Source organism: Amycolatopsis pretoriensis (assembly GCF_900107925.1).
GTDB lineage: Bacteria > Actinomycetota > Actinomycetes > Mycobacteriales > Pseudonocardiaceae > Amycolatopsis > Amycolatopsis pretoriensis.
Genome location: NZ_FNUJ01000008.1, coordinates 223,362 through 248,150 on the forward strand (window position 1 = coordinate 223,362; position 24,789 = coordinate 248,150).

At 71.5% G+C, this 24,789-nt stretch carries 24 protein-coding genes; 9 read left to right on the plus strand and 15 right to left on the minus strand.

The window, feature by feature from the left end; genetic code table 11:
• Positions 1 to 58: 58 nt before the first annotated feature.
• The 4 genes from BLV96_RS34505 to BLV96_RS34520 all read left to right on the plus strand — a co-directional run bounded on the left by BLV96_RS34505 (position 59) and on the right by BLV96_RS34520 (position 3,710).
• Positions 59 to 1,258, plus strand: a complete 1,200-nt coding sequence (locus BLV96_RS34505; RefSeq protein ID WP_208608397.1) for an anhydro-N-acetylmuramic acid kinase — start codon at positions 59 to 61, stop codon at positions 1,256 to 1,258.
• 15 nt (positions 1,259 to 1,273) lie between these two features.
• Positions 1,274 to 2,842, plus strand: coding sequence for a sodium:solute symporter (locus tag BLV96_RS34510; protein ID WP_086679964.1), 1,569 nt, complete (start codon positions 1,274 to 1,276; stop codon positions 2,840 to 2,842).
• 86 nt (positions 2,843 to 2,928) lie between these two features.
• A complete protein-coding gene (locus BLV96_RS34515; protein ID WP_086679974.1) occupies positions 2,929 to 3,429 on the plus strand; it encodes a DUF3455 domain-containing protein in 501 nt (166 codons plus the stop codon).
• Positions 3,430 to 3,485: 56 nt separating this feature from the next.
• Positions 3,486 to 3,710, plus strand: a complete 225-nt coding sequence (locus BLV96_RS34520) for a hypothetical protein (protein WP_086679966.1) — start codon at positions 3,486 to 3,488, stop codon at positions 3,708 to 3,710.
• 6 nt (positions 3,711 to 3,716) lie between these two features.
• Here the strand turns inward: BLV96_RS34520 and smc are convergent, their stop codons facing one another.
• Together smc and BLV96_RS34530 are read right to left on the minus strand one after the other, a co-directional pair.
• Positions 3,717 to 7,319: a chromosome segregation protein SMC gene (gene smc, locus BLV96_RS34525; protein ID WP_086679968.1), complete on the minus strand. Its 3,603-nt coding sequence runs from the start codon at positions 7,317 to 7,319 to the stop codon at positions 3,717 to 3,719.
• 101 nt (positions 7,320 to 7,420) lie between these two features.
• Positions 7,421 to 7,708, minus strand: a complete 288-nt coding sequence (locus tag BLV96_RS34530) for an acylphosphatase (protein ID WP_086679970.1) — start codon at positions 7,706 to 7,708, stop codon at positions 7,421 to 7,423.
• A 187-nt stretch (positions 7,709 to 7,895) separates the two neighbouring features.
• Between BLV96_RS34530 and BLV96_RS50040 the strand changes: the two genes are divergently transcribed.
• A complete protein-coding gene (locus BLV96_RS50040; protein WP_167379833.1) occupies positions 7,896 to 8,513 on the plus strand; it encodes a hypothetical protein in 618 nt (205 codons plus the stop codon).
• Between the two features lie 107 nt (positions 8,514 to 8,620).
• Here the strand turns inward: BLV96_RS50040 and BLV96_RS34540 are convergent, their stop codons facing one another.
• Positions 8,621 to 9,262, minus strand: a complete 642-nt coding sequence (locus BLV96_RS34540) for a TetR/AcrR family transcriptional regulator (protein WP_091389942.1) — start codon at positions 9,260 to 9,262, stop codon at positions 8,621 to 8,623.
• Between the two features lie 65 nt (positions 9,263 to 9,327).
• Here BLV96_RS34540 and BLV96_RS34545 point away from each other — a divergent pair, with 65 nt between their 5' ends.
• The gene (locus tag BLV96_RS34545; protein WP_091389944.1) at positions 9,328 to 10,467 is read left to right on the plus strand and encodes an acyl-CoA dehydrogenase family protein; all 1,140 of its coding nucleotides are present in this window, start codon (positions 9,328 to 9,330) and stop codon (positions 10,465 to 10,467) included.
• Here the strand turns inward: BLV96_RS34545 and BLV96_RS34550 are convergent.
• The 8 genes from BLV96_RS34550 to kdpF are packed head-to-tail and all read right to left on the minus strand — an operon-like array spanning position 10,464 to position 18,489.
• Positions 10,464 to 10,655 (minus strand): hypothetical protein, encoded by a 192-nt coding sequence (locus tag BLV96_RS34550; RefSeq protein ID WP_091389946.1) that lies wholly within the window; start codon positions 10,653 to 10,655, stop codon positions 10,464 to 10,466. The genes BLV96_RS34545 and BLV96_RS34550 overlap by 4 nt on opposite strands.
• Complete coding sequence (locus BLV96_RS34555) at positions 10,656 to 10,883, minus strand: hypothetical protein (protein ID WP_091389948.1); 228 nt, start codon at positions 10,881 to 10,883, stop codon at positions 10,656 to 10,658.
• Positions 10,884 to 10,905: 22 nt separating this feature from the next.
• Positions 10,906 to 11,604 carry a response regulator gene (locus tag BLV96_RS34560; RefSeq protein ID WP_091389950.1) on the minus strand — a complete coding sequence of 233 codons (699 nt, stop codon included), beginning with the start codon at positions 11,602 to 11,604 and terminating at the stop codon, positions 10,906 to 10,908.
• Positions 11,601 to 14,129, minus strand: a complete 2,529-nt coding sequence (locus tag BLV96_RS34565; RefSeq protein ID WP_091389953.1) for a sensor histidine kinase — start codon at positions 14,127 to 14,129, stop codon at positions 11,601 to 11,603. The genes BLV96_RS34560 and BLV96_RS34565 overlap by 4 nt, the downstream gene beginning before the upstream one ends.
• 4 nt (positions 14,130 to 14,133) lie before the next feature.
• Positions 14,134 to 14,724 (minus strand): potassium-transporting ATPase subunit C, encoded by a 591-nt coding sequence (locus tag BLV96_RS34570; protein WP_091389986.1) that lies wholly within the window; start codon positions 14,722 to 14,724, stop codon positions 14,134 to 14,136.
• A gap of 5 nt (positions 14,725 to 14,729) precedes the next feature.
• On the minus strand, positions 14,730 to 16,730 hold the full coding sequence (gene kdpB / locus BLV96_RS34575; RefSeq protein ID WP_091389956.1) for a potassium-transporting ATPase subunit KdpB: 2,001 nt from the start codon (positions 16,728 to 16,730) through the stop codon (positions 14,730 to 14,732).
• Positions 16,727 to 18,388: a potassium-transporting ATPase subunit KdpA gene (kdpA, locus tag BLV96_RS34580; protein ID WP_091389959.1), complete on the minus strand. Its 1,662-nt coding sequence runs from the start codon at positions 18,386 to 18,388 to the stop codon at positions 16,727 to 16,729. Before kdpA ends, kdpB begins: the two co-directional genes overlap by 4 nt.
• Positions 18,388 to 18,489 carry a K(+)-transporting ATPase subunit F gene (gene kdpF / locus BLV96_RS34585; protein ID WP_091389961.1) on the minus strand — a complete coding sequence of 34 codons (102 nt, stop codon included), beginning with the start codon at positions 18,487 to 18,489 and terminating at the stop codon, positions 18,388 to 18,390. The genes kdpA and kdpF overlap by 1 nt, the downstream gene beginning before the upstream one ends.
• A 402-nt stretch (positions 18,490 to 18,891) precedes the next feature.
• On the opposite strand from kdpF, the gene asnB reads away from it, so the two are divergent.
• The gene (asnB, locus tag BLV96_RS34590) at positions 18,892 to 20,733 is read left to right on the plus strand and encodes an asparagine synthase (glutamine-hydrolyzing) (RefSeq protein WP_086673746.1); all 1,842 of its coding nucleotides are present in this window, start codon (positions 18,892 to 18,894) and stop codon (positions 20,731 to 20,733) included.
• 34 nt (positions 20,734 to 20,767) lie between these two features.
• Positions 20,768 to 21,091, plus strand: coding sequence for a hypothetical protein (locus BLV96_RS34595; RefSeq protein ID WP_091389963.1), 324 nt, complete (start codon positions 20,768 to 20,770; stop codon positions 21,089 to 21,091).
• Here BLV96_RS34595 and BLV96_RS34600 read toward each other — a convergent pair.
• Positions 21,047 to 21,871 carry a LysR family transcriptional regulator gene (locus BLV96_RS34600; protein ID WP_086673742.1) on the minus strand — a complete coding sequence of 275 codons (825 nt, stop codon included), beginning with the start codon at positions 21,869 to 21,871 and terminating at the stop codon, positions 21,047 to 21,049. The two genes, BLV96_RS34595 and BLV96_RS34600, sit on opposite strands and share 45 nt — an antisense overlap.
• Before the next feature lie 60 nt (positions 21,872 to 21,931).
• On the opposite strand from BLV96_RS34600, the gene BLV96_RS34605 reads away from it, so the two are divergent.
• Positions 21,932 to 22,264 carry an ester cyclase gene (locus tag BLV96_RS34605; protein WP_086673740.1) on the plus strand — a complete coding sequence of 111 codons (333 nt, stop codon included), beginning with the start codon at positions 21,932 to 21,934 and terminating at the stop codon, positions 22,262 to 22,264.
• On the opposite strand, the gene BLV96_RS34610 is transcribed toward BLV96_RS34605, so the two are convergent.
• Genes BLV96_RS34610 through BLV96_RS34620 form a run of 3 tightly spaced genes read right to left on the minus strand, consistent with a single transcriptional unit; the run spans position 22,254 to position 24,741 of the window.
• Positions 22,254 to 22,784, minus strand: coding sequence for a GNAT family N-acetyltransferase (locus BLV96_RS34610; RefSeq protein ID WP_208608398.1), 531 nt, complete (start codon positions 22,782 to 22,784; stop codon positions 22,254 to 22,256). The genes BLV96_RS34605 and BLV96_RS34610 overlap by 11 nt on opposite strands.
• A complete protein-coding gene (locus BLV96_RS34615; RefSeq protein ID WP_208608399.1) occupies positions 22,727 to 23,725 on the minus strand; it encodes a Gfo/Idh/MocA family protein in 999 nt (332 codons plus the stop codon). The genes BLV96_RS34610 and BLV96_RS34615 overlap by 58 nt, the downstream gene beginning before the upstream one ends.
• The gene (locus tag BLV96_RS34620) at positions 23,722 to 24,741 is read right to left on the minus strand and encodes a LacI family DNA-binding transcriptional regulator (RefSeq protein WP_086673739.1); all 1,020 of its coding nucleotides are present in this window, start codon (positions 24,739 to 24,741) and stop codon (positions 23,722 to 23,724) included. Before BLV96_RS34620 ends, BLV96_RS34615 begins: the two co-directional genes overlap by 4 nt.
• Between the last annotated feature and the right edge of the window lie 48 nt (positions 24,742 to 24,789).

Consider the following 24,789-nt stretch of genomic DNA (forward strand, 5'->3'; position numbering starts at 1 on the left):
GCCAAGACTTCACCACGTGGGTTGCGTCACACGGCGTGCCTGCACTAAACCCCTCCGGATGGGGACGCACGGGTATCGGGTGATCGGCCTGCTTTCCGGCACGTCGGTCGACGGCATCGACGTGGCCGCGGCCGACCTACGCGCCGAAGACGACACCGTGGTCCTGACTCCGCTGGGCGAGCTCGAGGTCCCGTACCCGGAACCGCTGCGCGAAGCCCTCCTGGCCGCGCTGCCGCCGAACCCCTGCACCGCCGGCGAGCTGACGCGGCTCGACACCGGCGTCGGCCAGGCGTTCGCCGACGCGGCCGCCCGCGGCGCCGAAGAACTGGCCGGCGGCAGCGCCGACCTCGTCGCCTCGCTGGGCCAGACGGTCTTCCACTGGGTCGAGGACGGCCACGTCCGCGGCACGCTGCAGCTGGGCCAGCCGGCCTGGATCGCCGAACGCACCGGGCTGCCGGTGGTCGCCGACCTGCGGACGCGCGACGTCGCCGCGGGCGGCCACGGCGCTCCCCTGGCGAGCACGCTCGACCAGCTGTGGCTGCGCGGCCTGGCCCAGGACACCGGCCACCCGGTCGCCGCGCTCAACCTCGGCGGGATCGCGAACATCACCGTCGTCGCCGGGGACGAGCCGGCGATCGCCTACGACACCGGGCCCGCCAACGCGCTGCTCGACATCGCCGCCTACCGCGTCGCCGGGCAGCGCAGCGACGTCGACGGGCGGCTCGCGTTCGGCGGCTCGGTGCGCTCCGACCTGCTCCTCCGGCTGCTCGCCGACCCGTACTTCGCCGCCGCGCCGCCGAAGTCCACCGGCAAGGAGCACTTCAACGCGCCCTACCTCGACGCCGCCCTCGCGGGGCTGCCGCCGGTCGACCCGGGCGACCTGCTGGCGACGCTGACCGAGTTCACCGCGGTGACCGTCGCCGACCAGTGCCTGCGCCACGGCGTCACGACGGTCGTCGCGTCCGGCGGCGGGGTCGCGAACCCGGCGCTGATGACGGCGCTGACGCGGCGCCTGCCTTCCGCGGTGCTCAAGACCAGCGACGACCTCGGCCTGCCCGGCGACGGCAAGGAGGCCTACCTCACCGCCCTGCTGGGCTGGCTCACCTGGTGCGGCGTACCCGGTAGCGTCCCGTCGGCGACCGGTGCCCGCGGACCGCGCCTGCTCGGCGCGCTCGTCCCGGGCGCCGGGCCCCTGATCCTTCCCGCCCCGCTGGGGGGCACCGTGACGCGGTTGCGAGTCGCGGAGAAGAACGGATGACAGTAGGAGAAGTCCATGCGCGGTGTTGACCTCGCGATCATCGTGGTCTACCTGGCGGCGATGCCGCTGATCGGCGTGCTCGTCGGCCGGAAGCAACGGTCGGCGGCCGACTACTTCGTCGGCGAGCGCAGCCTGCCGTGGGGCGCGGTGATGCTGTCCGTGGTGGCCACGGAGACCTCGACGCTGACCGTGATCAGCACGCCGGGCCTCGTCTTCGGCAACGCGTTCCTGTTCCTGCAGCTGGCCTTCGGCTACATCATCGGCCGGACGGTCGCCGCGTTCGTGCTGCTGCCGCGGTACTTCAAGGGCAACCTGGTCAGCGCGTACGCGTTCCTGGGCAAGCGCTTCGGCTCGGGCCTGCAGGGCACGGCGTCGGTGACGTTCGTGATCACCCGGCTGCTCGCCGAAGGTGTCCGCCTGTTCGCCGGCGCGATCCCGATCAAGGTGATCCTCGGGCACTACAACATCCACCTGGACTACTGGGTGATCGTGGTGATCCTGACCGCGCTGACGCTGATCTACGCCTACATCGGCGGGATCAAGGCGGTCGTCTGGGTCGACGTCATCCAGCTGACGCTCTACCTTGGCGGTGCCGCGGTGGCCGCGATCGTGCTGCTGAACAAGCTGCCCGGCGACTGGATGACGCAGGCGTCCGACGACGGCAAGTTCATGCTCGTCGACTTCACGAAGAACCTGCTGACCAGCCCGTACGCGTTCGTCACGGCGGTGCTCGGCGGCGCCGCGCTGTCGATGGCCTCGCACGGCGCCGACCAGCTGATCGCGCAGCGGCTGATGGCCACGCGCAGCCTGCGCGACGGCCAGAAGGCGCTCATCGGCAGCGGCATCATCGTCACCATCCAGTTCGCGCTGTTCCTGCTGGTCGGGGCGATGCTGTGGGTGTTCAACGGCCGCAAGTCGGTCGCGCAGCTCGGCCTGCAGAGCCCGGACGACGTGTTCTCGCGGTTCATCATCGACGACCTGCCGGTCGGCGTCTCGGGGCTGCTCATCGCGGGCGTGCTCGCGTCCACCATGGGGGCGCTCGCGTCCGCGCTCAACGCCCTTTCGACGTCCACGGTGGCCGACCTCTACCAGCGCTTCACCAAGCGCGCGCCCGAGGATTCCAAGCTGCTGCGGCACGGTCGCATGTGGACACTGATCTGGGCGGTGGTGTTCGCGCTCTTCGCGTCGCTGTTCTCCACCACGAAGAACTCGGTCATCGAGCTGGGGCTCGCCATCACCGGCTACACCTACGGCGCGCTGCTCGGGTCGTTCCTGCTCGGCCTGCTGATCAAGAAGGCGCGGCAGGTGGACGCGATCATCGCGTTCGTCGCCACGGTCGTGGTGATGGCGTTCGTCATCCTCGGGGTGAAGTTCAGCGCGAAGACCGGCGGGCTCATCGGGATCGACTTCTCGAAGGCCGCCGGGGATCGCGTGGCCCTCGCCTACCCCTGGTACACGCTGCTGGGCGTGGTGATCACGCTGGTCGTGGGCGGGTTGCTGGCCTTGCGGCACCGGACGCCGGACCCGAAGGCGGCCGAAGCCGAAGCCGCCGGCGAAGCGGAAGCGGAAGTCCCCGCCGCCTGATCCTTCTGAACCGTTTCCGGCGGGCGCCCGTGTCGGTCTGCGGGAGCCCGCCGAGAAGCGGCGGGAGGACTTCGAAGGTGGACTTCATGAAGCGGATGACGGTGGCGCTCGCGGTCGGTGCCCTGCTGGTCGGCGGCGCGGCGACGGCTTCGGCCACCCCGGCGGGGGCGAAGGTGCCGGACGCGGTCAAGGTCCCGGCCGGCAACCGGGCGCTCGCGAGCTACCCCGCCGAAGGCGTGCAGATCTACGGGTGCGCGAGCGGCGCGTGGACGCTGATCCAGCCCGCCGCGGTGCTGACCAGACACGGCAAGCCGGTGGCCCTGCACAGCAAGGGTCCGGTGTGGACGTCCGTTGTGGACGGCAGCACGGTCGGCGCGGCGGCGGTGGCCAACGCGCCGCGCGACGGCGCGATCCCGGAGCTGCTGCTCAAGGCCAACCTCAACACCGGTGACGGGATCTTCGGCAAGGTCACTTTCATCCAGCGGCTGAACACCCGCGGCGGCGTCGCCCCGGCCGGGACCTGCACCGACGGCGCGCAGACCGCGGTGCGCTACTCGGCCGACTACGCCTTCTGGGTCGCCGGATAAGCGGATGTGCGACCCCTCCCGCTCCCGTAGCCTGGGAGCGGGAGAGGGGGTCTCACATGGGGTTCTTCATCGGGATCGGCGGCGTGCTCGTCGTGTTGCTGGTCATCGCCCTGGTCCTGGACCGGTCGGACCGCAAGCGCGGCGCGAAACGCGGCTTCATCACCCCGCACGGCCGCCGGGCGCGGATCGACGACGGACGCTGGGTCGGCAACGACCTCGGCACGTTCGATGCCCGCGCGAAGCCGGACGAGCGCGCGCCGCACGAAGACGACATGCGCTGACCTCGGTCAGCTGACCGGGACCGGCTCTTCCTCGGCCGTGCGCAGGCGCTGCGAGATCACCTTGGTGATGCCGTCGCCCTGCATGCTCACGCCGTAGAGCGCGTCGGCGATCTCCATGGTCGGCTTCTGGTGGGTGATGATGATCAGCTGCGAGGAGTCGCGCAGCTGCTCCAGCAGCCCGATCAGGCGGCGCATGTTGGTGTCGTCGAGGGCGGCCTCGACCTCGTCCATGACGTAGAAGGGTGAGGGCCGGGCACGGAAGATCGCGACCAGCATGCCCACCGCGACCAGCGACTTCTCGCCACCCGACAGCAGCGACAGCCGCTTCACCTTCTTGCCCGGCGGGCGCGCTTCGACGTCGACGCCGGTGGCCAGCAGGTCGTCCGGCTCGGTGAGGACCATCCGGCCCTCGCCGCCGGGGAAAAGCACGCCGAACACCGTCTCGAACTCGCGCGCCACGTCGGCGTACGCGCCGGCGAAGACCTCGAGGATCTTCTCGTCGACCTGCTTGATGACGGCTTCGAGGTCCTTGCGGGTGTCCTTGAGGTCTTCCAGCTGCGTGGAGAGGAACTTGTACCGCTCCTCCAGCGCCGCGAACTCCTCCAGGGCAAGGGGGTTCACCTTGCCCAGCAACGACAAGTCCTTCTCGGCGCGCTTGGCGCGGCGGGCCTGCGTGTCGCGGTCGTACGGCATGGGCGGCGGCGCGGTGACGTCTTCGCCGCGCTCCTTGGCCGCCTCGTACTCGGCCATCTCGCCCGCGCTCGGCGGGACCGGGACGTCCGGGCCGTACTCCTGGACCAGGTCGGTGAGGCCGATGCCGAAGTCCTCGGCGATCTTCGCTTCCAGGGTCTCCAGCCGCAGCCGCTGCTCGGCGCGCAGGACCTCGTCACGGTGGACGGCGTCGGTCAGCTTCTCCAGCTCGCCGGTCAGCTCGCGGACCTTGGCGCGGACACCGGTCAGCGCCTGCTCGCGGCTCTGGCGGCGGGCCTGGACCTGGTCGCGTTCGGTGGCCGCGCGCTGGACGGAGTGCTCGATGCGGTCGAGGGCCAGCTCGCCGCCGTTGACGACGGCGTTGGCGATCTCGGCGCCCCGCTTGCGGGCCGTGGCGGCGCGCTCGGCGCGCTCGCGGGCCTGCTGCTCGGCGTGCGCGGCGCGGCGGAGGCCTTCGGCCTTGCCGGCGATGCTGCGCGCCCGCTCTTCGGCGGTGCGCTGCGCGAGCCGCGCTTCCATCTCCTCCTGCCGGACGACGGCCAGCTCCTCGACGGCGGCGTCGCGCTCGGCGGTGTCCGGGTCGTCCTCGACGGGCTGCTCGGCGACGGCGGCGAGGCGTTCCTCCAGCTCGGCGAGCTGGGCCAGCGCCTGCTCGCGGCTCTGCTCGACCTTCGCGCGCTGGCCGGCGAAGCGTTCCACCTCGGCCTGCGCCTGGCGGGCCGCCTGCTGCAGCCGGTTGAGGCGCTCCGAGGACCGGGCCTTGCGGACCTTGGCCTCACCGAGAGCGTCCTTGGCCTGCGACACCTCTTCGCGACGTGCCTGCTGCTCGGCACGGGCGCCTTCCAGCTCGGCCGCGTAGCGCTCCAGCGAGCGTTCGGCCGTGCGGAGCCGGTCCCCCGCCTCGTCGACGGCCGCTTGCACCTCGATGACGCTCTCGCGCTTGCCGGAGCCGCCGATCGCCCAGCGGGCGCCGAACACGTCGCCCTCGGCGGTGACCGCGCGGACGTCCGGGTGCACCGCGACCAGGTGGCGGGCCGCGTCGAGGTCGCGGACCAGGGCGAGCTTGTCGAGGGCCTGCTCGACGGCGGGCCGCAGCTGCGCGGGCGCCGTGACGACCTCGCGGGCCCAGCGCGCGCCTTCCGGCAGCGACGGCCACGAGTAGGTGTCCACAGTGGACTCAGGCCCGCCGAGCAGGATGCCCGCGCGGCCGGAATCCGTGTCCTTCAAGTACTTCAGGGCGCGCAGGGCGTCTTCGCCGCCGGTGACGGCGACCGCGTCGGCGACCGGGCCGAGGGCCGCGGCCAGCGCGACCTCGTACCCGGGCTCGACGGTGAGCAGCGCGGCGACCGAGCCGAGCAGGCCCGGCAGCTCGTGGGACGCGCCGAGCAGCGCGCCCGCGCCGTCCTTGCGCCGCAGGCCCATCGACAGCGCTTCGACACGCGCCTTCTCCGACGCGATCTCGCGCTCGGCCGTGCGTTCGGCCTTGACCAGCTCTTCGACGCGCGCCTTGGCCGCGTTGTTGGCCTCGACCGCGCGGTCGTGGCGGTCCATCAGCCCGGCGTCGTCGGACTCCTCGACGCCGCCCTCGGCCTTGGCCGTCTCCAGCTCTTCGACGGCGATCTCGGCGCGCTCGGCGGCTTCTTCGAGGGAGACGCTGAGGCGGTCGATCTCGTCGGAGGTGGCGCCGTTCTTGCTGCGCAGCGCCTCGACCTGGCCGGTCAGCTTGGCCATGCCCTCGCGGCGGTCGGCGATGGCGCGGACGGCGGCCCAGTGCGCGCGCTCGGCGGCCTGGACGCGCTGTTCGAGGTCCTCGCGCCGCAGCACGGTCTGGGCGAGCAGCTCCCGGGCCTCCATGACGGCCTCGTTGAGCTCTTCCTCCTGCTCGGCGACGCGCTCGGCCTCTTCGAGGAGTTCCTCGGGGTCGCGGCCGCCGGTCGACGTCGAGACGTCGGCCGAGAGGTGGCGCTGCCGCTCGATGGCGAGCCGGACGGTGCCGCGCAGGCGTTCGGCCAGCGCGGACAGCTTGTACCAGGTCTCCTGCGCGGTCTGCAGCATCGGAGCGTCCTCGGCGAGCGAGGCCTCCAGCTCGGCTTCCTCGGCGGAGACGAGCTCGAGGTGCTGCTCGACCTCGGCGCGGCGCTGGCGGGCGGTGCGCTCGTCGGCTTCGTCGCGCTCGATGGTGGTCCGCTGGGTGACCAGGTCGTCGGCGAGCAGGCGCAGGCGGGAGTCGCGCAGCTCGGACTGCACCGACTGGGCCTTGCGGGCGATCTCGGCCTGCTTGCCCAGGGGCTTGAGCTGGCGGCGCAGCTCGGTGGTGAGGTCGCCGAGGCGGTCGAGGTTGCCCTGCATGTTGGCCAGCTTGCGCAGGGTCTGTTCCTTGCGCTTGCGGTGCTTGAGGACGCCGGCGGCCTCTTCGATGAAGGCGCGGCGCTCCTCGGGCTTGGATTCGAGGATCGCCGAGAGCTGGCCCTGTCCGACGATGACGTGCATCTCGCGGCCGATGCCGGAGTCCGAGAGCAGCTCCTGGACGTCCATCAGGCGGCAGCGGTCGCCGTTGATCTCGTACTCGCTGGCGCCGTCGCGGAACATCCGGCGGGTGATCGACACCTCGGCGTACTCGATCGGGAGCGCGCCGTCGGCGTTGTCGATGGTGAGGGTGACCTCGGCGCGGCCGAGCGGGGCGCGGCCCGCCGTGCCGGCGAAGATGACGTCCTCCATCTTGCCGCCGCGCAGGTCCTTGGCGCCCTGGGTGCCCATGACCCAGCGCAGGGCGTCCAGCACGTTGGACTTGCCCGAGCCGTTCGGCCCGACCACGCAGGTGATACCCGGCTCGAAGCGCAGCGTGGTGGCCGAGGCGAAGGACTTGAAGCCCTTGAGCGTCAGGCTTTTCAGGTGCACTGGGTGCTGACCCCTCTGGCTGCCGGTACTGGCGATTCAATCGTCCCAGGCTACCCGGGGGCCCCGGTGGGCCGCCGGACGCGCCCCCTCATCGGCGCGGCCTACCGCTCGAGGAAGCCGGTGAGTCCCCCTTTCGGGTCGGACCAGCGCTCGACGACGGTCTCCACACTTCCGGGTGATTCTCCGGACCGCAGGGCGGCGAGCAACCGCTCACAGTGGTCTCGATCACCCTCCGCTATGACCTCGACACGCCCGTCGGGCATGTTGCGGGCACTGCCGACCAGCCCCAGTTCGAGCGCACGGCTGCGGGTCCACCAGCGAAAACCGACACCCTGGACGCGACCGCGCACCCACGCCGTCAACCGCGTGTTCGTTTGTTCCTCACTCACGCTTTCATCCTTTCCGGACACTCCGACTGCGCACAGTGATCGCGCAGGCCCACTACCTGGGCGAATGCGGCACCGACGGTGATAACCTCGCCGCCGAGGTCGTCCTCCCGGGTTCCCCCGCCCGGGGAGGCAGTAATCGATTCACCGGCCTCGACCGCGCCTCTCCCGAACCCCCGAGGAGCCTGCAATGCCCCGCCCCGACGGGTCCGCCTCGAACTCCCCCGTGACCAGGATCGACACCGCCCCGCCGAAGAGCAGCAAACCGAACCGCACCGGGTACGTCGTGCTCGGGGTGGCCGGTCTGGTGGTCGCGACCGCGTTCGCCGCGGTCGCCGAGCTCGCCGGCCCGGACCCGGCCGGCACCGCGGGCGGCACCGGTGGCACCGGCGGCCAGGGAACCTCGCAGGCCGGGTTGCAGACGGTGCCGAACACCCCGTCGTCCGCCGGCCCGTCGACCGTGGGCGGCGCGCCGACGTCGAGCGAGTCGGCGACGTCCTCGACCGCGCCGAGCACGGTGGTGTCGATCAGCCCGGACGGCAAGACCACGACCACGGTGGTCACCCACGCCGACCCGCCCCCACCCCCACGCGACGACACGGGCAACCCGCCCCCGGTGACGACTTCTTCACCGAAGCCGCCGCCGACGACCAAGACCACCACACCGACGACGCCGACCACGTCGGAGGACCCGACGCCCCCGACTTCGACGACCTCCGGCGGGGGCGGCACCAGCACCGCAGGTTCGCCGTCGCCGAGCACGCCCGACTCCCCGACCACGGGCGGAAGCACCGCGCACGCTCAGTAAACCGAGTCCCAAGCGCCCCAATGTGGCCTTCGGTGCGTCTGACGCACCGAAGGCCACATTGGGTGCGTCAGACGCAACCAAGGCCACATTGGGGCGCTTGAGCCGGGTCAGGCCAGGATCGCCGCGATGACCGCGTCGCGCAGGAACTTTCCGTAGCGCTCCGGGGGCCAGCCGCGCTCCAGGCACAGCAGCTCGTACTGCTCCGGCCCGTGGTAGGTCCACAGCACGTCCCGGACGTCGTCGGCGGCCAAGCCCGGCTTGACCTGCCCGGTCGCCAGCAAGTCGGCCGAAAAGTACGTCATCGCCGTCAGCATCTCCGCCCGCATCTGGGCCCACACCTCGGCGGCCGCCGGGTCGGCCGCGGCCGCGTCGCGGGCCAGCAGCTGGACCGGGAACACGACCGGCGCGATCGCCGTGAGGTGCTCGAAGTACATCGCGATCTTGCGGGCGGCGGCCGGCTCGGCCTGGATCGCCGCGATGAAGTCGCGGCCGGCGATCGGGACGTCCTCGTCGTCGCCCGCGACGGTGACGTCGAAGACCACCTTGAGCAGCGTCGCCTTGTTCGCGAAGGCCTTGTAGACCGTCTGCACCGCGACGCCCGCGGCCTTCGCCACCTCGGGCATCGCCGTGCCCGCGTACCCCTTCTCCCGGAAGAGCCCCAACGCCGCCACCAGGATCCGGCGGCGGTTCTCGCGCGCCTGCTCCTGGCGTCGCGACGTGTCGTAACGGCGCTTGACAGGCTCAGTCATTTAGGTAGAGACTCCTCTATCAAATAGACGTCCATCTATCATGACACCCTGAGGGGGCGCTGACCATGATGGGACAAGCCACCACCGACGCCGTGACCGCCGCGCGGGAGCTCGCACCCGAGCTGAGCGCGCGGGCCGTCGAAGCCGAACGGCTGCAGACGCTGCCGCGCGACCTCGTCGAGAAGGCGCGGGAAGCCGGGCTCTTCCGCCTGGCGACACCGCGCGCTCTCGGCGGGCGGGAGCTGCCGCCCGCCGAGCTCGTCGAAGTCGTCGAGGAGCTGTCTCGCGCCGACGGGTCCGCGGGCTGGACGATCACCATCGGCAACGGCTCGGCGTTCCTCGCCTGGCTCGACCCCGCGGTCGCCGCGGAGCTCGTCGCCGGCACGCCGGACCCGATCGGCGGCGGCGTCTTCGCGCCGATGGGCCGCCTCACCCCGGACGGCGCCGGCAAGTTCGCGTTCGCCGGCCGGTGGGGGTTCTGCAGCGGCAGCCCGCACACCGATCTGTTCTTCAACGGCGCCTTCGCCGGCGGCGACCCGCGGGACTGGCGGCTCGCCGCCGTGCCGGCCACCCAGGTCCGGGTGGTCGAGAACTGGGACGTCAGCGGCCTGCGCGGCACCGGCAGCCACGACGTCGAGATCGACGCCGTCGTGCGCGAGGAGCACACGATCTCGCCGTTCACGAACCCGGCGCGCCACGACGGGCCGCTGTGGCGGTTCCCGTTCTTCACGTTCATCGGCACGCTGATGGCGGGCGTCCCGCTCGGCATCGCCCGGCGCGCGCTGGACGAGTTCACCGGGTTCGCCCCGGCCAAGTTCCGCCCGCCGGGCCCGGGCCCGATCGCCGAGGACGGCGACGTCCAGGTGGCCTTGACCAGGGCCGAGGGCGAGCTGCGCTCGGCCCGCGCGTTCGTGTTCGACGCGCTGGGCACGCTGTGGGAGACGGCGTGCGCGGGCGACGTGCCGGACGCGGCCCAGCGGGGGCAGTTCCTGCTGTCGACGCAGCAGGCGATGCGGGCGGCGCTGAGCGCGGTGAACATCGCCTTCGGCTTCGCCGGAGCGGGCGCGCTGCACGCGGACCAGCCGGTGCAACGGTGTTTCCGCGACCTGCACGCGGCGTCCCAGCACATCTACTTCTCCGCGGCGGCGTCGAAGAGGTACGCCAAGCTGCGGTTCGGGATCGACCAGCCGACCTTCTGGTTCTAGCCGCGCTTCCAGCGCGCTCGGAGGCACCGCACCCAGTAGAACGCGGCCGCTGCCACCCCGAACACCGGCCACCCGAACCGAAGCGCTTCTCGCCACCCGGTCGCTTCCCAGCCGAGAGCGAGGACCAGGGTGGCGACCGTGAACACGCTCCACAGGACCGCCAAGCCCAAGGCCACCTTCGCCGGCATCTAGCGACGCCGGCGCAGGCGGTGGGCGAACAGCGCCCACAGGTAGACGGTCAGCAGGGCACCCGCACCTGCCGCCGCCACGCGCAGCCACGTCACCCCGCTCACGCCGCCGTCGAATGCCGTGAACAGCCAGCCGAACGCGCCGAACGTCGCGCCCACCGCCAGCGTCAGCACGATCACCGGCGGGATGCGCTCACCGCCCTGCAGCCACGTCTTCGTCCCGTCCATGCCGAGTGGAGTACCCAGCCGCTCAGACCTCGAAGCGGTAGCCCATGCCCGGTTCGGTGAGCAGGTGCCGGGGCCGCGACGGCTCCGGCTCCAGCTTGCGCCGCAGCTGGGCCAGGTACACCCGCAGGTAGTGGGACTCCGTCTCGTACGACGGTCCCCACACCTCGTGCAGGAGCTGCTTCTGCGCCACCAGCCGGCCGCGGTTGCGGACCAGCAGCTCCAGCACGCCCCACTCCGTCTTCGTCAGGTGGACCTCGACGCCGTCGTGGCGGCGGACCTTCTTCGCCGCCAGGTCCACCGTGAACGACGCCGTCTCCACCACCGCGTCCGCGCCGTCCGTGCCGGTCACCGCCGAACGGCGGACCGCCGCGCGCAGGCGGGCCAGCAGCTCGTCCATGCCGAACGGCTTCGTGACGTAGTCGTCCGCGCCCGCGTCGAGGGCCTGGACCTTGTCCGCCGAGTCGCCGCGGGCAGACAGCACGATGATCGGGACCGTCGTCCAGCCGCGCAGGCCCGCGATCACCTCCGTGCCGTCCAGGTCCGGCAGGCCGAGGTCCAGCACCACCACATCCGGCTTGGTCTCGGCCACCGCCTTCAGCGCGGCCGTGCCGTCGTGGGCGGTGATCACCTTGTAGCCGCGGGCGTTCAGGTTGATCCGCAGTGCCCGCACGATCTGCGGCTCGTCGTCCACCACCAGCACGGTGGCCCCCGGGTCGCTCATCGCACCCCCTCTTCTTCGAACTCGACGCTGAACGCGGGCAGCGAGACCACGATCGTGAGCCCGCCGCCCGGGGTGTCCTCCGCGCGGATCGTGCCGCCCATCGCCTCGGTGAACCCCTTCGCGACCGACAGCCCGAGCCCGACGCCCGGGGTCGTGTCGCGGTCGCCGCCCAGGCGCTGGAACGGCGCGAACGCCGAGTCCGCGGCCCCCTTGCGCAGGCCCTTGCCGTGGTCGACGATCCGCAGCTCCACCTGGCCGGAGTGCGCCGACGCCCGCGCGGACACCGGGCCCCCGCCGTGGCGCAGGGCGTTGTCCAGGACGTTCGCCACCACCCGCTCCAGCAGCCCCGGGTCGGCGAGCACCGCCGGGAGCTGGTCGTCCACGGCCACCAGCACGTCCTCCGAGCTGTCCACAGTGGACAGCGCGTGCGCGACGACCTCGTCGTAGCCGACCGGACGCAGGTGCGGCTGCACCGCGCCGGTGGCCAGCCGAGACGAATCGAGCAGGTTGTCGATCAGGCCGGCGAGCCGGTCGGCCGACAGCTCGATGGCCTCCATCAGCTCAGCGGTGTCCTCTTCGGACAGCCGGAGATCGGGCGCGCGCAGGCTGCCGATCGACGCCTTGATCGACGTCAGCGGCGTCCGGAGGTCATGGCCGACGGCCGAAAGCAGCGTCGTGCGCAGCTCGGTCGCCTCGGCCTTGCGCTCGGCGCGGGCCGCGGCGGCCGCCGTCCGCTGCTGGCGCAACGCGAGCAACGCCTGCCCGGCCACGGCTTCCAGCACTCGCCGGTCGGCCGCGGGCAGCGTCCGGCCGCGCAGGGTCAGGTGGACGTCCGCGGTGACGGCGATGTCGACGTCGGCCTCGTCCGGATCCGCGCACGGGTGCTCCCCCGCGCACGCCACCGCCTGCCACTCGCCTTCCTGCTTTTCCAGCAGCGTCACCGACGTCAGCGCAAAGTTCTCCCGCACCTTTTCCAGCAGCCGCTCGATCGGGTCGGTGTGGGTCAGCACGGTCCGGGCGTAGGAGGCGAGCAGCGCCGCCTCCGTCCGCGCCCGCGCGGCCTGCGTGGCCCGGCGAGCCGCCTGGTCGACGACCAGCGCGACGAGCACGGCGACCACGACCATCGCGATCAGCGTCACCAGGTTCTGCGGCGTGTGCACGGTCAGCGTGTACAGCGGCGGCGTGAAGAAGAAGTTGAGCAGCCCGGCGCCGAGCACGGCCGCGACCAGCGCCGGGCCGAGGCCGCCGACCAGCGCGACGACGACCGTGGCCAGCACGTAGGAGATGACGTCGGTGGCGAAGTCGAGCCCCGCCGGGATGAAGAAGCCGACCACGGTGACCAGCACCGGCAGCACGACGCTGAGCACCCAGCCCGAGACCAGCCGCGAGAACCCCAGCGGGCTGGCGCCGAGCCGCGCCCGCAGCCGCCCGCCCGCCTCGGCGTGGGTGACCATGTGGACGTCGATCGCCCCGGACTGCCGCACGACCCCGGCGCCGATGCCCTCGTCGAACAGCCGCGCCACGCGCGAGCGCCGCGACGTGCCGATGACGAGCTGGGTCGCGTTGACACCACGCGCGAAGTCCAGCAGCGCGGTCGGGACGTCGTCGCCGACGACGGTGTGGAAGGTCGCGCCGACCTCTTCGGCCAGGGTGCGGCAGCGGGCCATCGCGGTCGGGCCGATGCCGGACAGGCCGTCGCCGCGCAGGATGTGCAGCACCTGCAGCTCGGCGCCGGCCCGGGTGGCGATCCGGCTGGCGCGGCGGATGAGCGTCTCGCTCTCCGGCCCGCCGGTGATCGAGACGACGACGCGTTCGCGCGCCTCCCACGTGTCGGTGATCCGCTGCTCGGCGCGGTAGCGCTGGAGGGCGACGTCGACCTGGTCGGCCACCCAGAGCAAGGCCAGCTCGCGCAACGCCGTCAGGTTGCCGGGGCGGAAGTAGTTGCCGAGGGCGGCGTCGATCCGCTCGGCCGGGTAGACGTTGCCGTGCGCGAGCCGGCGTCGCAGCGCCTCGGGGGTGATGTCGACCAGCTCGAGCTGTTCGGCGCGGCGGACGACCTCGTCGGGCACGGTCTCCTGCTGCGTGACGCCGGTGATCCGCTCGACGACGTCGTTGAGGCTCTGCAGGTGCTGCACGTTGACCGTGGAGAGGACGTCGATGCCTGCTTCGAGGAGCTCCTCGACGTCCTGCCAGCGCTTGAGGTGGCGCGAGCCGGGGACGTTCGTGTGGGCGAGTTCGTCGACGACGGCGACCTCGGGCGCGCGGGCCAGGATCGCGTCGACGTCCATCTCGTCGAACTCGCGGCCGCGGTGGCCGGCGTGGCGTCGCGGGACGAGCTCCAGGCCGTCGAGCAGCACCGCGGTCTTCTCGCGGCCGTGCGTCTCGACCAAGCCGACGACGACGTCGGTGCCGCGGTCCAGCCGCCGGCGTGCTTCGCCGAGCATGGCGAACGTCTTGCCGACGCCCGGCGCCGCGCCGAGGTAGATCCTCAGCTCCCCTCGGCGCGGCTTCTTTTCCGTGGTCACGGTGTCAGTGTGCCCCTCCGGCCGCGGCTTGCACGGCCAAGTTGAGCGGGAGCACATTCACCCCGGGGACGCCGATCCCGGCACCGGAGGTGTTCGCTTCGATCAGCTGCTTCACCCGGTCGAGCGGCAGGCCGGCGTTCCGCGCGACCCGCTGTGCCTGAAGGTCGGCGTAGGCGACGCTGATCGCCGGGTCGAGGCCGGAACCCGACGCCGTCACGGCGTCCGGCGGCACCTGACCGGGTGACACGCCTTCGCGCTGGGCGATGGCGGCGCGCCGCTCCTGGATGGACTTCACGAGGTCCTCGTTGTACGGCCCCTTGTTCGACGCGCCGGAGGGCATCTCGGGGGTGACCGCCGAGGGCCGGGTGTGGAACCACGGGTCGTGCGCGGGGTCGGCGGGCACCGGGTCGACGCCGATGAGCGACGACCCGACGGCCTGGCCGTTCCGCGTGACGACCGACCCCTCGGCGTTGGACTCCAGGCCGGGGATGCGGGCGAACGCCCACACGGCCAGGGGGTAGAGGATCCCGAGCAGGACGGTCAGCACGACGAGGACGCGCAGCCCCGCCCAGGTCTGCTTGACGAGTGTGTTCACGGAAGTCACCCGATTCCAGGGATGAGACGGACGAGGAGGTCGATCAGCCAGATCCCGAGGAAGGGGCTGATGATCCCGCCGAGGCCGTAGACGAGCAGGTTGCGGCGCAGCAGGGCCGAGGCCGACGACGGCTTGTACCGCACGCCGCGCAGGGCCAGGGGGATGAGCACGACGATGATCAGCGCGTTGAAGATGACCGCCGACAGGATCGCCGACTTCGGCGTGGCCAGGTGCATGATGTTCAGCCCGCCGAGCTGGGCGTAGATCCCGGTGAACATCGCGGGCAGGATCGCGAAGTACTTGGCCAGGTCGTTGGCGACGCTGAACGTGGTCAGCGCGCCGCGCGTGATCAGCAGCTGCTTGCCGATCTCGACGATCTCGATCAGCTTCGTGGGGTCGCTGTCGAGGTCGACCATGTTCCCGGCTTCCTTGGCCGCCGAGGTGCCGGTGTTCATGGCGACGCCGACGTCGGCCTGCGCGAGCGCGGGGGCGTCGTTGGTGCCGTCGCCGGTCATCGCGACCAGCCGGCCGCCTTCCTGCTCCTGCTTGATGAGCGCCATCTTGTCTTCGGGCTTGGCTTCGGCGAGGAAGTCGTCGACGCCGGCGTCCGCGGCGATGGCCTTGGCGGTGAGCGGGTTGTCGCCGGTGATCATCACCGTCTTGATGCCCATCGCGCGTAGCTCTTCGAAGCGTTCCTTCATGCCCGGCTTGACGACGTCGGACAGCCGGATCACGCCGCGCACCACCGTGTCCTCGGCGACGACGAGCGGTGTGCCACCGTCGGCGCTGATCTCGTCGACCACGCGCTCGGTCTCGTCGGGGAACTCACCGCCGTTGTCGCGCACCCACGCGCGGACGGCACTCGCCGCCCCCTTGCGGATCCGCCGGTCGCCGACGTCGAGCCCGCTCATCCGGGTCTGCGCGGTGAAGGGGACGAATTCCCCGTGCTCGTCCTGGGCCGCGTGGTCCGCCGTCAGCTCGACGACGCTGCGGCCCTCGGGGGTTTCGTCGGCGAGGCTGGCCAGCCGGGCGGCGCGCGCGAGTTCGTCCGGTGTGGACGATCCGACCGGGATCAGCTCGGTGGCGCGGCGGTTGCCGAAGGTGATCGTGCCGGTCTTGTCGAGCAGCAACGTCGAGACGTCACCCGCGGCCTCGACCGCGCGACCTGACGTCGCGAGGACGTTGCGCTGCACCAGGCGGTCCATCCCGGCGATGCCGATGGCGCTCAGCAGCGCGCCGATCGTCGTCGGGATCAGGCAGACCAGCAGCGCGGTCAGCACGATCACGGACTGTTCGCTGCCGGAGTAGCGGGCCATCGGCTGCAGCGCGACGACGGCGAGCAGGAAGATGATCGTGAGCGTGGAGAGCAGGATGGTCAGCGCGATCTCGTTCGGCGTCTTCTGCCGGGAAGCGCCTTCCACCAAGGCGATCATGCGGTCCACGAAGGACTCACCCGGCTTGGTCGTGATCTTCACGACGATCCGGTCGCTCAGCACGGTCGTGCCGCCGGTGACCGCGCAGCGGTCGCCGCCGGACTCGCGGATGACCGGGGCGGACTCGCCGGTGATGGCCGACTCGTCGACAGTCGCGATGCCCTCGACGACGTCGCCGTCGCCCGGGATCACCTGGCCCGCCTCGACGACGACCAGGTCGCCGATCTTCAGCTCGACGCCGGGCACCTGTTCTTCGGAGCCGGTTCCGGTGAGCCGGCGGGCGACGGTCTCCTTCTTCGACTTCCGCAGCGATTCCGCCTGCGCCTTGCCGCGCCCTTCAGCGACGGCTTCGGCGAGGTTCGCGAAGAGGACCGTGAACCACAGCCAGACCGTGATCAGGATGGTGAACACGCTCGGGTCGGTGACCGCGAAAACGGTGGTGAGTGCGGAACCCACCCACACCACGAACATCACGGGGTTGCCGAGCTGGTGCTTCGGGTTGAGCTTCCGGACCGCGTCGGGCAGCGACGTCCAGAGCTGGCGGGGGCTGAACACCCCGGCGCCGACGGTCATGCGAGTGCCTCCGCGATGGGCCCGAGCGCGAGCGCCGGGATGAAGGTGAGGGCCGCGACGAGCACCACCGTGCCGGTGAGCATGGTGGCGAACAGCGGCCCGGTGGTGGGCAGCGTGCCGGCGGTTTCCGGCACCCTGCGTTGCGCGGCCAGGGATCCGGCCAGGCAGAGCACGGCGACGATCGGGATGAACCGGCCGAACGCCATGGCGACGCCGAACGAGGACTGGAACCAGTCGTTCGTCGCGGTCAGGCCGCCGAACGCGCTGCCGTTGTTGTTGCCGGTGGACGCATAGCCGTAGAGGATCTCGGACAGGCCGTGCGCGCCGCCGTTGCCGAGCGCGCCCGCCGTGTCCGGCAGCAGCAGGGCGATCCCGGAACCGAGGAGCACCACGGTCGGCATCGCGAGCATGGCGATGGCTGCGCAGGTGACCTCGCGCTTGCCGAGCTTCTTGCCCAGGTACTCCGGGGTGCGCCCGACCATCAGGCCGGCCAGGAACATCGCGATGATCGCCATGACGAGGATGCCGTAGAGGCCGGTGCCGACGCCGCCGGGCGAGATCTCGCCGTAGAGCATGTTCAGCAGCGGTCCCCCACCGCCGAGCCCCGAGAGACTGTCGTGGGCGCCGTTGACCGCGCCCGTGGACGTGCCGGTGGTGGTGTCGGCGAAGATCGACGTCAGCCCGATGCCGAACCGCTGTTCCTTGCCCTCCATGCTCGCGCCCGCGGCCAGCGCCGCCGGGTTGTTCGCGGTGGCTTCGGACAACCAGATGATCGCCAGCGAGGCCGCCCACAGCAGGCTCATCACGCCGAGCAGGACGTACCCCTGCTTCGGCTTGCCGACGAGCTTGCCGAACGCGCGCGTCAGGCTGACCGGGATCACCAGGATCAGGAACAGCTCGACCAGGTTGCTCCACGCGCTGGGGTTCTCGAACGGGTGCGCGGAGTTGGCGTTGAGGATGCCGCCGCCGTTGGTCCCCAGTTCCTTGATCGCCTCCTGGCTCGCCGCGGGGGCGAGGGCGAGGGTGCTGTGGCTGCCGTCCGGGTTCGTCACGGCGACGCCGGCCTTGAGGCTCTGCACGACGCCGAGCGCGACGAGCACGAGCGCGAAGACGAACGCCATCGGCAGCAGCACGCGGACCGTGCCGCGCGTCAGGTCCACCCAGAAGTTGCCGAGCCGGTCGGTCTTCGCGCGGACGAACCCGCGCGTCACCGCGATCGCCACGGCCAGGCCGACGCCGGCGGACAGGAAGTTCTGCACGGTCAGCCCGGCCATCTGCACGAAGTGGCCCATCGTCGTCTCGGGGACGTAGGACTGCCAGTTCGTGTTGGTGACGAACGAGATCGCCGTGTTGAAGGCGACGCCGGGGCTCACGGCGCCGCGGCCGAGGTTCCACGGCAGCAGCGGCTGCAGGCGCTGCAGCAGGTAGAGCAGGACGACCGAGACGAACGAGAAGCCGAGGACGCCGGCGGCGTAGGTCGGCCACCGCTGCTCGGAGTCCGGGTCGACGCGGAAGAGCTTGTACAGGCCCTTTTCGAGCTTCGTGTGCTTCTCGGTGGAGAAGACGCGCGCCAAGTAGTCGCCGAGCGGTTTGTAGACCGCGGCGAGGGCGGCGAGGAGGAGGCCGAGCTGGATGAGCCCGGCCGTCGTGTCCGACATCAGAATTTCTCCGGCTTGATCAGCGCGACGAAGAGGTAGACGAGCAGGCCCAGCGCCAGCAGCCCGCCGACGACGTTGGCCACGGCTCCGGCGCCGCTCACAGCTTCTCCAGCCCGCGCAGCGCCAGTGCGAGCACCACGAAAACGCCGATCAGGAGAACGGCGTAGAGCAAGTCGGCCACAGGCACCTCTCAAGACGGGTCACCGGGTTCGGTGACCGGACACGCTCACTGTGCGGCGGCGGGACCCCGCCGCGACCTGCGGCTGATGGCGCCTTGATGCGTTCCTGACACGCATTTACGCCGTCTTTATGGCGGGTGGCGGCGGTCACGCAAACGTTTGCCGATTAATCACTGTATGCAGTTGGTTAGTGACTCGCGACACAACGGGTGACCGAACAGGTGCGGAACGTGCAATTCGGGCAGACAAGATCTACAGCCCGTGTTACACCTGTGTTACCGATAGTTGTATCGGCTAAGCAAATCTTGGGAGAGGGGATCACCTATGTGCGGTATCGCCGGCTGGGTTTCCTACGACGCCGACCTCACCCGCCGCCCGGACGTGGTGGACGCGATGACCGCGACCATGTCCTGCCGCGGCCCGGACGACGAGGGCACCTGGGTGCGTCAGCACGTCGCGCTCGGCCACCGGCGGCTGGCCATCATCGACCTGCCCGGCGGCCGGCAGCCGATGTCGGTGCACACGCCGAACGGCGACGTCGCGATGGTCTACAGCGGTGAGGCCTACAACTTCACCGAGCTGAAGGAAGAGCTGACCAAGCTCGGCCACAAGTGGGAGACCGACAGCGACACCGAGGTCGTGCTGCACGGCTACCTGCAGTGGGGCGACGAGGTCGTCGACCACCTCAACGGCATGTACGCCTTCGCGATCTGGGACGAGCGCGACGACCGGCTCGTCATGATCCGCGACCGGATGGGCATCAAGCCGTTCTACTACTACCCGACCCGCGACGGCGTCCTGTTCGGCTCCGAGCCGAAGGCCATCCTGGCGAACCCCCTCGCCAAGAAGGTCGTCGACCTCGACGGCTTCCGCGAGCTGGCCGGCTTCACCAAGCGGCCGGGCTGGTCGCTGTGGAAGGACATGGAAGAGGTCCAGCCGGGCACGATCGTCTCGGTGACCCGCGACGGCATCAAGACCCGCACGTACTGGAAGCTGGACGCGAAGAAGCACACCGACGACCAGGAGACGACGGTCGCCCGCGTGCGCGAGCTGATGACCGACATCGTCAACCGCCAGCTCGTCGCCGACGTCCCGCGCTGCGTGCTGCTCTCCGGCGGGCTCGACTCGAGCGCCGTCACCGGGCTCGCGGCCGCGCGGCTGGCCGAGCAGGGCGAGCAGCTGCGGACGTTCTCGGTCGACTTCTTCGGCCAGGAGGAGAACTTCAAGCCGGACGAGATGCGCGACACGGCGGACTCGCCGTTCGTGCGGGACGTCGCCCAGCTGGTGAACTCGGCGCACGAGGACGTCATGCTCAACCCGGGCGACCTGACCGACCCCGAGGTCCGGCGCGCGGTGCTGCGGGCCCGCGACATCCCGGCCGGCCTCGGCGACATGGACACGTCGCTGTACCTGCTGTTCAAGGCGATCCGCGGCCAGTCGACGGTGGCCCTGTCAGGCGAGTCGGCCGACGAGGTGTTCGGCGGCTACCGCTGGTTCCACGACGAGAAGGCCGTCAACGCGGACACGTTCCCGTGGCTGGCGTTCCGCACGTCGATGATGGACGAGCGGTCGTCGCTCTACACGCCGGAGCTGGTCAAGAAGCTCGACGTCGAGTCCTACGTCGCCGATCAGTACTCGTCGGCCGTTTCCGCGGTCGAGCACCTCGACGGCGAGTCCGCTCTCGAGGCGCGCATGCGGACGATCTGCAACCTCCACCTGACCCGGTTCGTGCGGATGCTGCTCGACCGCAAGGACCGCGCGTCGATGGCGGTGGGCCTGGAGGTCCGCGTCCCGTTCTGCGACCACCGGCTGGTCGAGTACGTGTACAACACGCCGTGGTCGCTGAAGACGTTCGACGGCCGCGAGAAGAGCCTCCTGCGGCACGCCACCAAGCACGTGCTGCCGGAGTCGGTGGCCCAGCGGGTGAAGAGCCCGTACCCGTCGACGCAGGACCCGGGCTACGCGGCGGCGCTGCAGCAGCAGGTCAAGGAGGTCCTGGCCGACCCGGGCCACCCGGTGTTCGGCCTGGTGGACCGCGCGTGGGCGCACCGAGCGTCCGAAGTGGACTCGGCGACCATGGACCCGGCCATGCGCATCGGCCTGGACCGGGTGCTCGACTTCTACCACTGGATCGAGATGTACTCCCCCACGCTCGAACTGTCTTGACTTCGAGTGCCCTTGAGGTGTGAGCCTGGGCGGCATGAAGGTGCTGCTGTTCGGCCGCAACCCGGCCACGGTCTCGAGGGTGACGGCGGCGCTGTCCGCGGCGGGTCTCGCCGCGGACGGCGTCGCTTCGGAGGAAGCGGTGCTGTCCCGGCTCGGGGTGGTGGACGCGCTGGTGCTGGGCGCGGGGGTGGTGGGAGCGTCGCGCGAGCGCGTGACGGCCGCGGCTGTCCGGCACGGGGTCGTGTGGGTGCAGGGGCCGCACATCCTGCCTTCGCGGGACGCGCTGGAGTACGTGCGGACGGAGATCCTGCCGCTACTGGCCGAGCGCCGCGCGCACGAACTCCGCCACCCGCGGTGAGCGGGACGTCTCCGGCCACGCGACCTGCAGCCGGGCGTCGCCGAGGCCCTCGATCCGGCGGTATGCGATGCCGTCACGCGGGTACCTCCGGGCGACCGACTCCGGCAGGAACGTCACCGCCTGGCCGAGTTCCACCAGCCGCAGTGCCTCCGCCAGGTCTTTCGCCGGCGGCCCGAGCTTCGCCGACGGCGCATCGGCGCTGTCCCTCGCGCGGTAGTGGGCGTCGAGGCGTTCGTCGACACCGGGCCAGGTGACCGCGGGGAGAGCGAGGGCCTCGGCCAGCGTCGTCACTGCCCAATCCCTCGGCTGGGCGACCACCCGCGGCTCGGCTCGGACCTGCTCGACGTCCAGCCCGGTGCGGTCGAAGGGCGCGGTCACCAACGCGACATCACCCCGGCCGTCGCGGAGCATGTTCGCGGCTTCGTCGCCCCTGGTCGCGAAACACAGCTCCGCCGGCTCTTCGAGAGACGCCAGGATGCCCGGTAGGAGGCCACCGTCACCGTCCGGTTTGGACACCACGACCAGCGACCCCGCCCGCCGGACCCGCCGCCGCGCGGCCCGGGTGGCGTCGACGGCGGTGCGGGCGTCCGGCAGCATCGCCTCGCCTTCGGGAGTGAGGGCGACGCGGCGGGTGGTGCGGTCGAAGAGCGTCACGCCGAGGGCGCGTTCGAGCCCGCCGACCGCGCGCGACAGCGTCGGCTGGGTGACCCCCAGCCGCTCGGCGGCCCGGCCGAAGTGCAGCTCCTCGGCGACCGCGACGAAAGCCTCGAACCCATTCATACGGGTTCAGCATAAGTGGCGTATTTCCGTCCGGGCCGGGCCGCTGGTTGCCTGGTCGGCATGACCAACATCGACGTCGTCCGCCGCTACCTGGACGCCTTCAACCGCGGTGACCTCGCCGCGTTCGACGAGCTGATCGACCCCGGGTACGTCAACCACAGCCCGAGCCTGCCGGACCTGCCGCCCGGGCCGGCGGGATTGAAGCCGATCGTCGTGGACCTGCGGCGGCAGGCGCCGGGTCTGCGGTTCGAGGAGGTCCATTTGCTGGCGGACGGCGATTTCGTGGCCGCGCACCTGCTGGTCCACGGCTTCGGTCCGGAACCGGCCCGGCAGATGCAGATCGAGCGCCTCCGGGACGGCCGGATCGTCGAGCACTGGCGCGTCACGGCCTGAGCCGCAGCACCGCGGCGACCTCGTCGCCCTCGGTGGTGAGCACCGCGCCGAGGCCGGCCAGCAACGATCGGGCGCCGTGGTTGTCCGGGGTCGTCGAAGCGATGAACCTCGCCGCATCGGACGTGCGGGCTTCGGCCAGCAGCAACCTCGTCACCTCGCGCCCGACGCCCCGGCCGCGGGCGGCACGGCTCAGCCAGAGGCCCGCCTCCACCGCGTCGCCGTGGCGCTCCAGCCGGGCCGCGCCCACGGCCGCGCTGTCCACGTCGACCACCCACGTGCGTTCGACCGCGGTCGACGGATCCAGGGACCGGCCGCGGTGGAACGCCAGGAACGCCGCCCGCCGGGCCGCCGTCCACCCCGGCGGCCCGGTCACCGGCGGCATCACTTCGAGGGGGTCCGCGCCGGCCACGGCCGCGTCGAGCAGCCGGGCCAGCGCGGGCTCGTCGAGCGGAACCAGCGTGATCAGCGCCGGACCTCCGCAAGGCGAACCGGGCGCCGTTCCCGGCGCGACACCTCGCACGCCTCGGCGATGTAGAACGCCTCCAACGCGTCCGCCGCCCCGCACGGCGATGGCGCCCGGCGCGCGACCACGTCCAGGAACGCCTTCAGCTCCGTCGTGTACGCCGGGCGGAACCTCTCCATGAACCCCGGGTACGCCGGCCCCGGCAGCGGGGCCACTCCCGGCTCCACCGAGCGCAACGGCGCCCGGTCGTCCAAGCCGACCACCACGCCCGAAACCGACCCGAGCACGTCCAAGCGCACGTCGTAGCCCGCGCCGTTGTAGCGGGTCAACGACACCGTCGCCAACGTTCCGTCGTCCAAGGTCAGCGTGGCCGCCGCCGTGTCGACGTCGCCCGCTTCCGCGAAGAACGCCTCGCCGCGGTTCGCGCCGATCGCGTACACCTCCTCGACCTCGCGGCCGCTCACCCAGCGGACGATGTCGAAGTCGTGGACGCCGCAGTCGCGGAACAGCCCACCCGAGTGGGCGACGTACTCCGCCGGCGGGGGTGCCGGGTCGAACGTCGTCGCGCGCAGAGTGTGCAGCCAGCCCAGCTCGCCCGACCCGACCGCCGCGCGGGCCGCCGCGTAGCCCGCGTCGAACCGGCGCTGGAAGCCGATCTGGACCGGGACGTCCGACGCGCTGATGCGGTCGATCACCGCCAGGGTGCCCGGGATGTCCGCGGCCACCGGCTTTTCGCAGAACACCGGGAGGCCCGCGTCGACGGCCGCGATGAGCAGGCCGGGGTGCGCGTCCGTCGCCGCCGTGACGACCAGGCCGTCCAGCCCCGCGGTGAACAGCTCGTCGAGGGAGCTCGTCTCCACCCCCAGCTTCGCGGCGGCCGCGGCGGCCCGTGCCGGGTCGACGTCGGCCACCACGACCGACTCGACCTCCTCGAAGCCCTTCAGCGTTTCCGCGTGCGCGGTGCCGATCCGGCCGGTGCCCGCCAGTCCCAACCTCATCGTGAAGCTCCTCCTGATTCGGAAATCTCCGCGGTGGTCGCCCGGACCACCAAGGACGGGTGCAGCAGGTGCCGGACCGGCTCCGTGCGCTCCCCGCGGATGCGTTCGGCCAGCGCTTCGAAGGCCAGGCGGCCCATCTCGGTGCGCGGCTGGTCCACTGTGGTCAGTGAAAGGTGCCGCAGCGCGGCCAACGACGTGTTGTCGTAGCCCACCACCGACACGTCCTCCGGCACCCGAAGCCCGGCCTCCTCCAACGCCGAAATGGCCCCCACCGCGTTGAAGTCGTTGCCCGCCACCAACCCCGTCGGCAGCTCCGCCCGCGAGTACGTCGCCAGCAGCTCCCGCACGGACTTCTCGCCCGCCGTGTCGGTGTGCTCGCTGCGCACGACGACCGGGTCCAGGCCGTGGCGCCGCATCGCCTCCTGGAACCCGCGGCGGCGCTGGGCCGCGCCCGCCGCTCCGCCGCCGTCGAGGTGTGCGATGCGCCGGTGCCCGAGCCCGACCAGGTGGTCGACGGCCAGCGCGGAGCCCGCCTCGCCGTCGTCGTTCACCGTGTCCACTGTGGACGAGCGGCTCGTCCGCGAGACCAGCACGACCGGGCACTGCTTGGCCGCGAGCTGGATCGACGCCGCCGGCACGACCGGCGACAGCAGGATGATCCCCGCCGGGCGGAAGGAAAGCAGGTTGTGCAGGGCGTTCCACTCGCGCGCGGGGCTGCGGCCGCCGGTGTTGAGGATGAGGTCGAAGCCCGCGGCCTGCGCGGCGGCGTCCAGCCCCTCGACGACGTCGGCGAAGAACGCGTTGCGCAGGTCGTTCACCATCACGCCGAGCACCGTGGACGTCCGGCTGGCCAGCGACCGCGCCATCACGTGCGGCTGGTAGCCGAGCTCCTCGGCCGCGCGCAGGACCGCCGCGCGCCGCGCGTCGGAAACCTTCGGTGAATTCCTCATCACCAGGGAGACCAGCGCGCGGGAAACTCCCGCCCGCGCGGCGACGTCCTCCATCGTCGGACGCATGCGGCACCTCCCCTGATCACCGGAAACTCGGCCTTGACTTGCTGTGAC

Bases quoted from the DNA above. Each gene is read 5' to 3' on its own strand.
- BLV96_RS34615 (WP_208608399.1), bottom strand. From the start codon at position 23,725: ATGAGGTTGGGACTGGCGGGCACCGGCCGGATCGGCACCGCGCACGCG.
- BLV96_RS34560 (WP_091389950.1), bottom strand. From the start codon at position 11,604: ATGAGCGACCCGGGGGCCACCGTGCTGGTGGTGGACGACGAGCCGCAG.
- BLV96_RS34550 (WP_091389946.1), bottom strand. From the start codon at position 10,655: ATGCCGGCGAAGGTGGCCTTGGGCTTGGCGGTCCTGTGGAGCGTGTTC.
- BLV96_RS34540 (WP_091389942.1), bottom strand. From the start codon at position 9,262: ATGACTGAGCCTGTCAAGCGCCGTTACGACACGTCGCGACGCCAGGAG.
- BLV96_RS34505 (WP_208608397.1), top strand. From the start codon at position 59: ATGGGGACGCACGGGTATCGGGTGATCGGCCTGCTTTCCGGCACGTCG.
- asnB (WP_086673746.1), top strand. From the start codon at position 18,892: ATGTGCGGTATCGCCGGCTGGGTTTCCTACGACGCCGACCTCACCCGC.
- kdpB (WP_091389956.1), bottom strand. From the start codon at position 16,730: ATGACCGTCGGCGCCGGGGTGTTCAGCCCCCGCCAGCTCTGGACGTCG.
- BLV96_RS34515 (WP_086679974.1), top strand. From the start codon at position 2,929: ATGAAGCGGATGACGGTGGCGCTCGCGGTCGGTGCCCTGCTGGTCGGC.
- BLV96_RS34605 (WP_086673740.1), top strand. From the start codon at position 21,932: ATGACCAACATCGACGTCGTCCGCCGCTACCTGGACGCCTTCAACCGC.
- BLV96_RS34510 (WP_086679964.1), top strand. From the start codon at position 1,274: ATGCGCGGTGTTGACCTCGCGATCATCGTGGTCTACCTGGCGGCGATG.
- BLV96_RS34545 (WP_091389944.1), top strand. From the start codon at position 9,328: ATGATGGGACAAGCCACCACCGACGCCGTGACCGCCGCGCGGGAGCTC.
- BLV96_RS34595 (WP_091389963.1), top strand. From the start codon at position 20,768: ATGAAGGTGCTGCTGTTCGGCCGCAACCCGGCCACGGTCTCGAGGGTG.
- kdpA (WP_091389959.1), bottom strand. From the start codon at position 18,388: ATGTCGGACACGACGGCCGGGCTCATCCAGCTCGGCCTCCTCCTCGCC.
- BLV96_RS50040 (WP_167379833.1), top strand. From the start codon at position 7,896: ATGCCCCGCCCCGACGGGTCCGCCTCGAACTCCCCCGTGACCAGGATC.
- BLV96_RS34520 (WP_086679966.1), top strand. From the start codon at position 3,486: ATGGGGTTCTTCATCGGGATCGGCGGCGTGCTCGTCGTGTTGCTGGTC.
- BLV96_RS34555 (WP_091389948.1), bottom strand. From the start codon at position 10,883: ATGGACGGGACGAAGACGTGGCTGCAGGGCGGTGAGCGCATCCCGCCG.
- BLV96_RS34600 (WP_086673742.1), bottom strand. From the start codon at position 21,871: ATGAATGGGTTCGAGGCTTTCGTCGCGGTCGCCGAGGAGCTGCACTTC.
- BLV96_RS34620 (WP_086673739.1), bottom strand. From the start codon at position 24,741: ATGCGTCCGACGATGGAGGACGTCGCCGCGCGGGCGGGAGTTTCCCGC.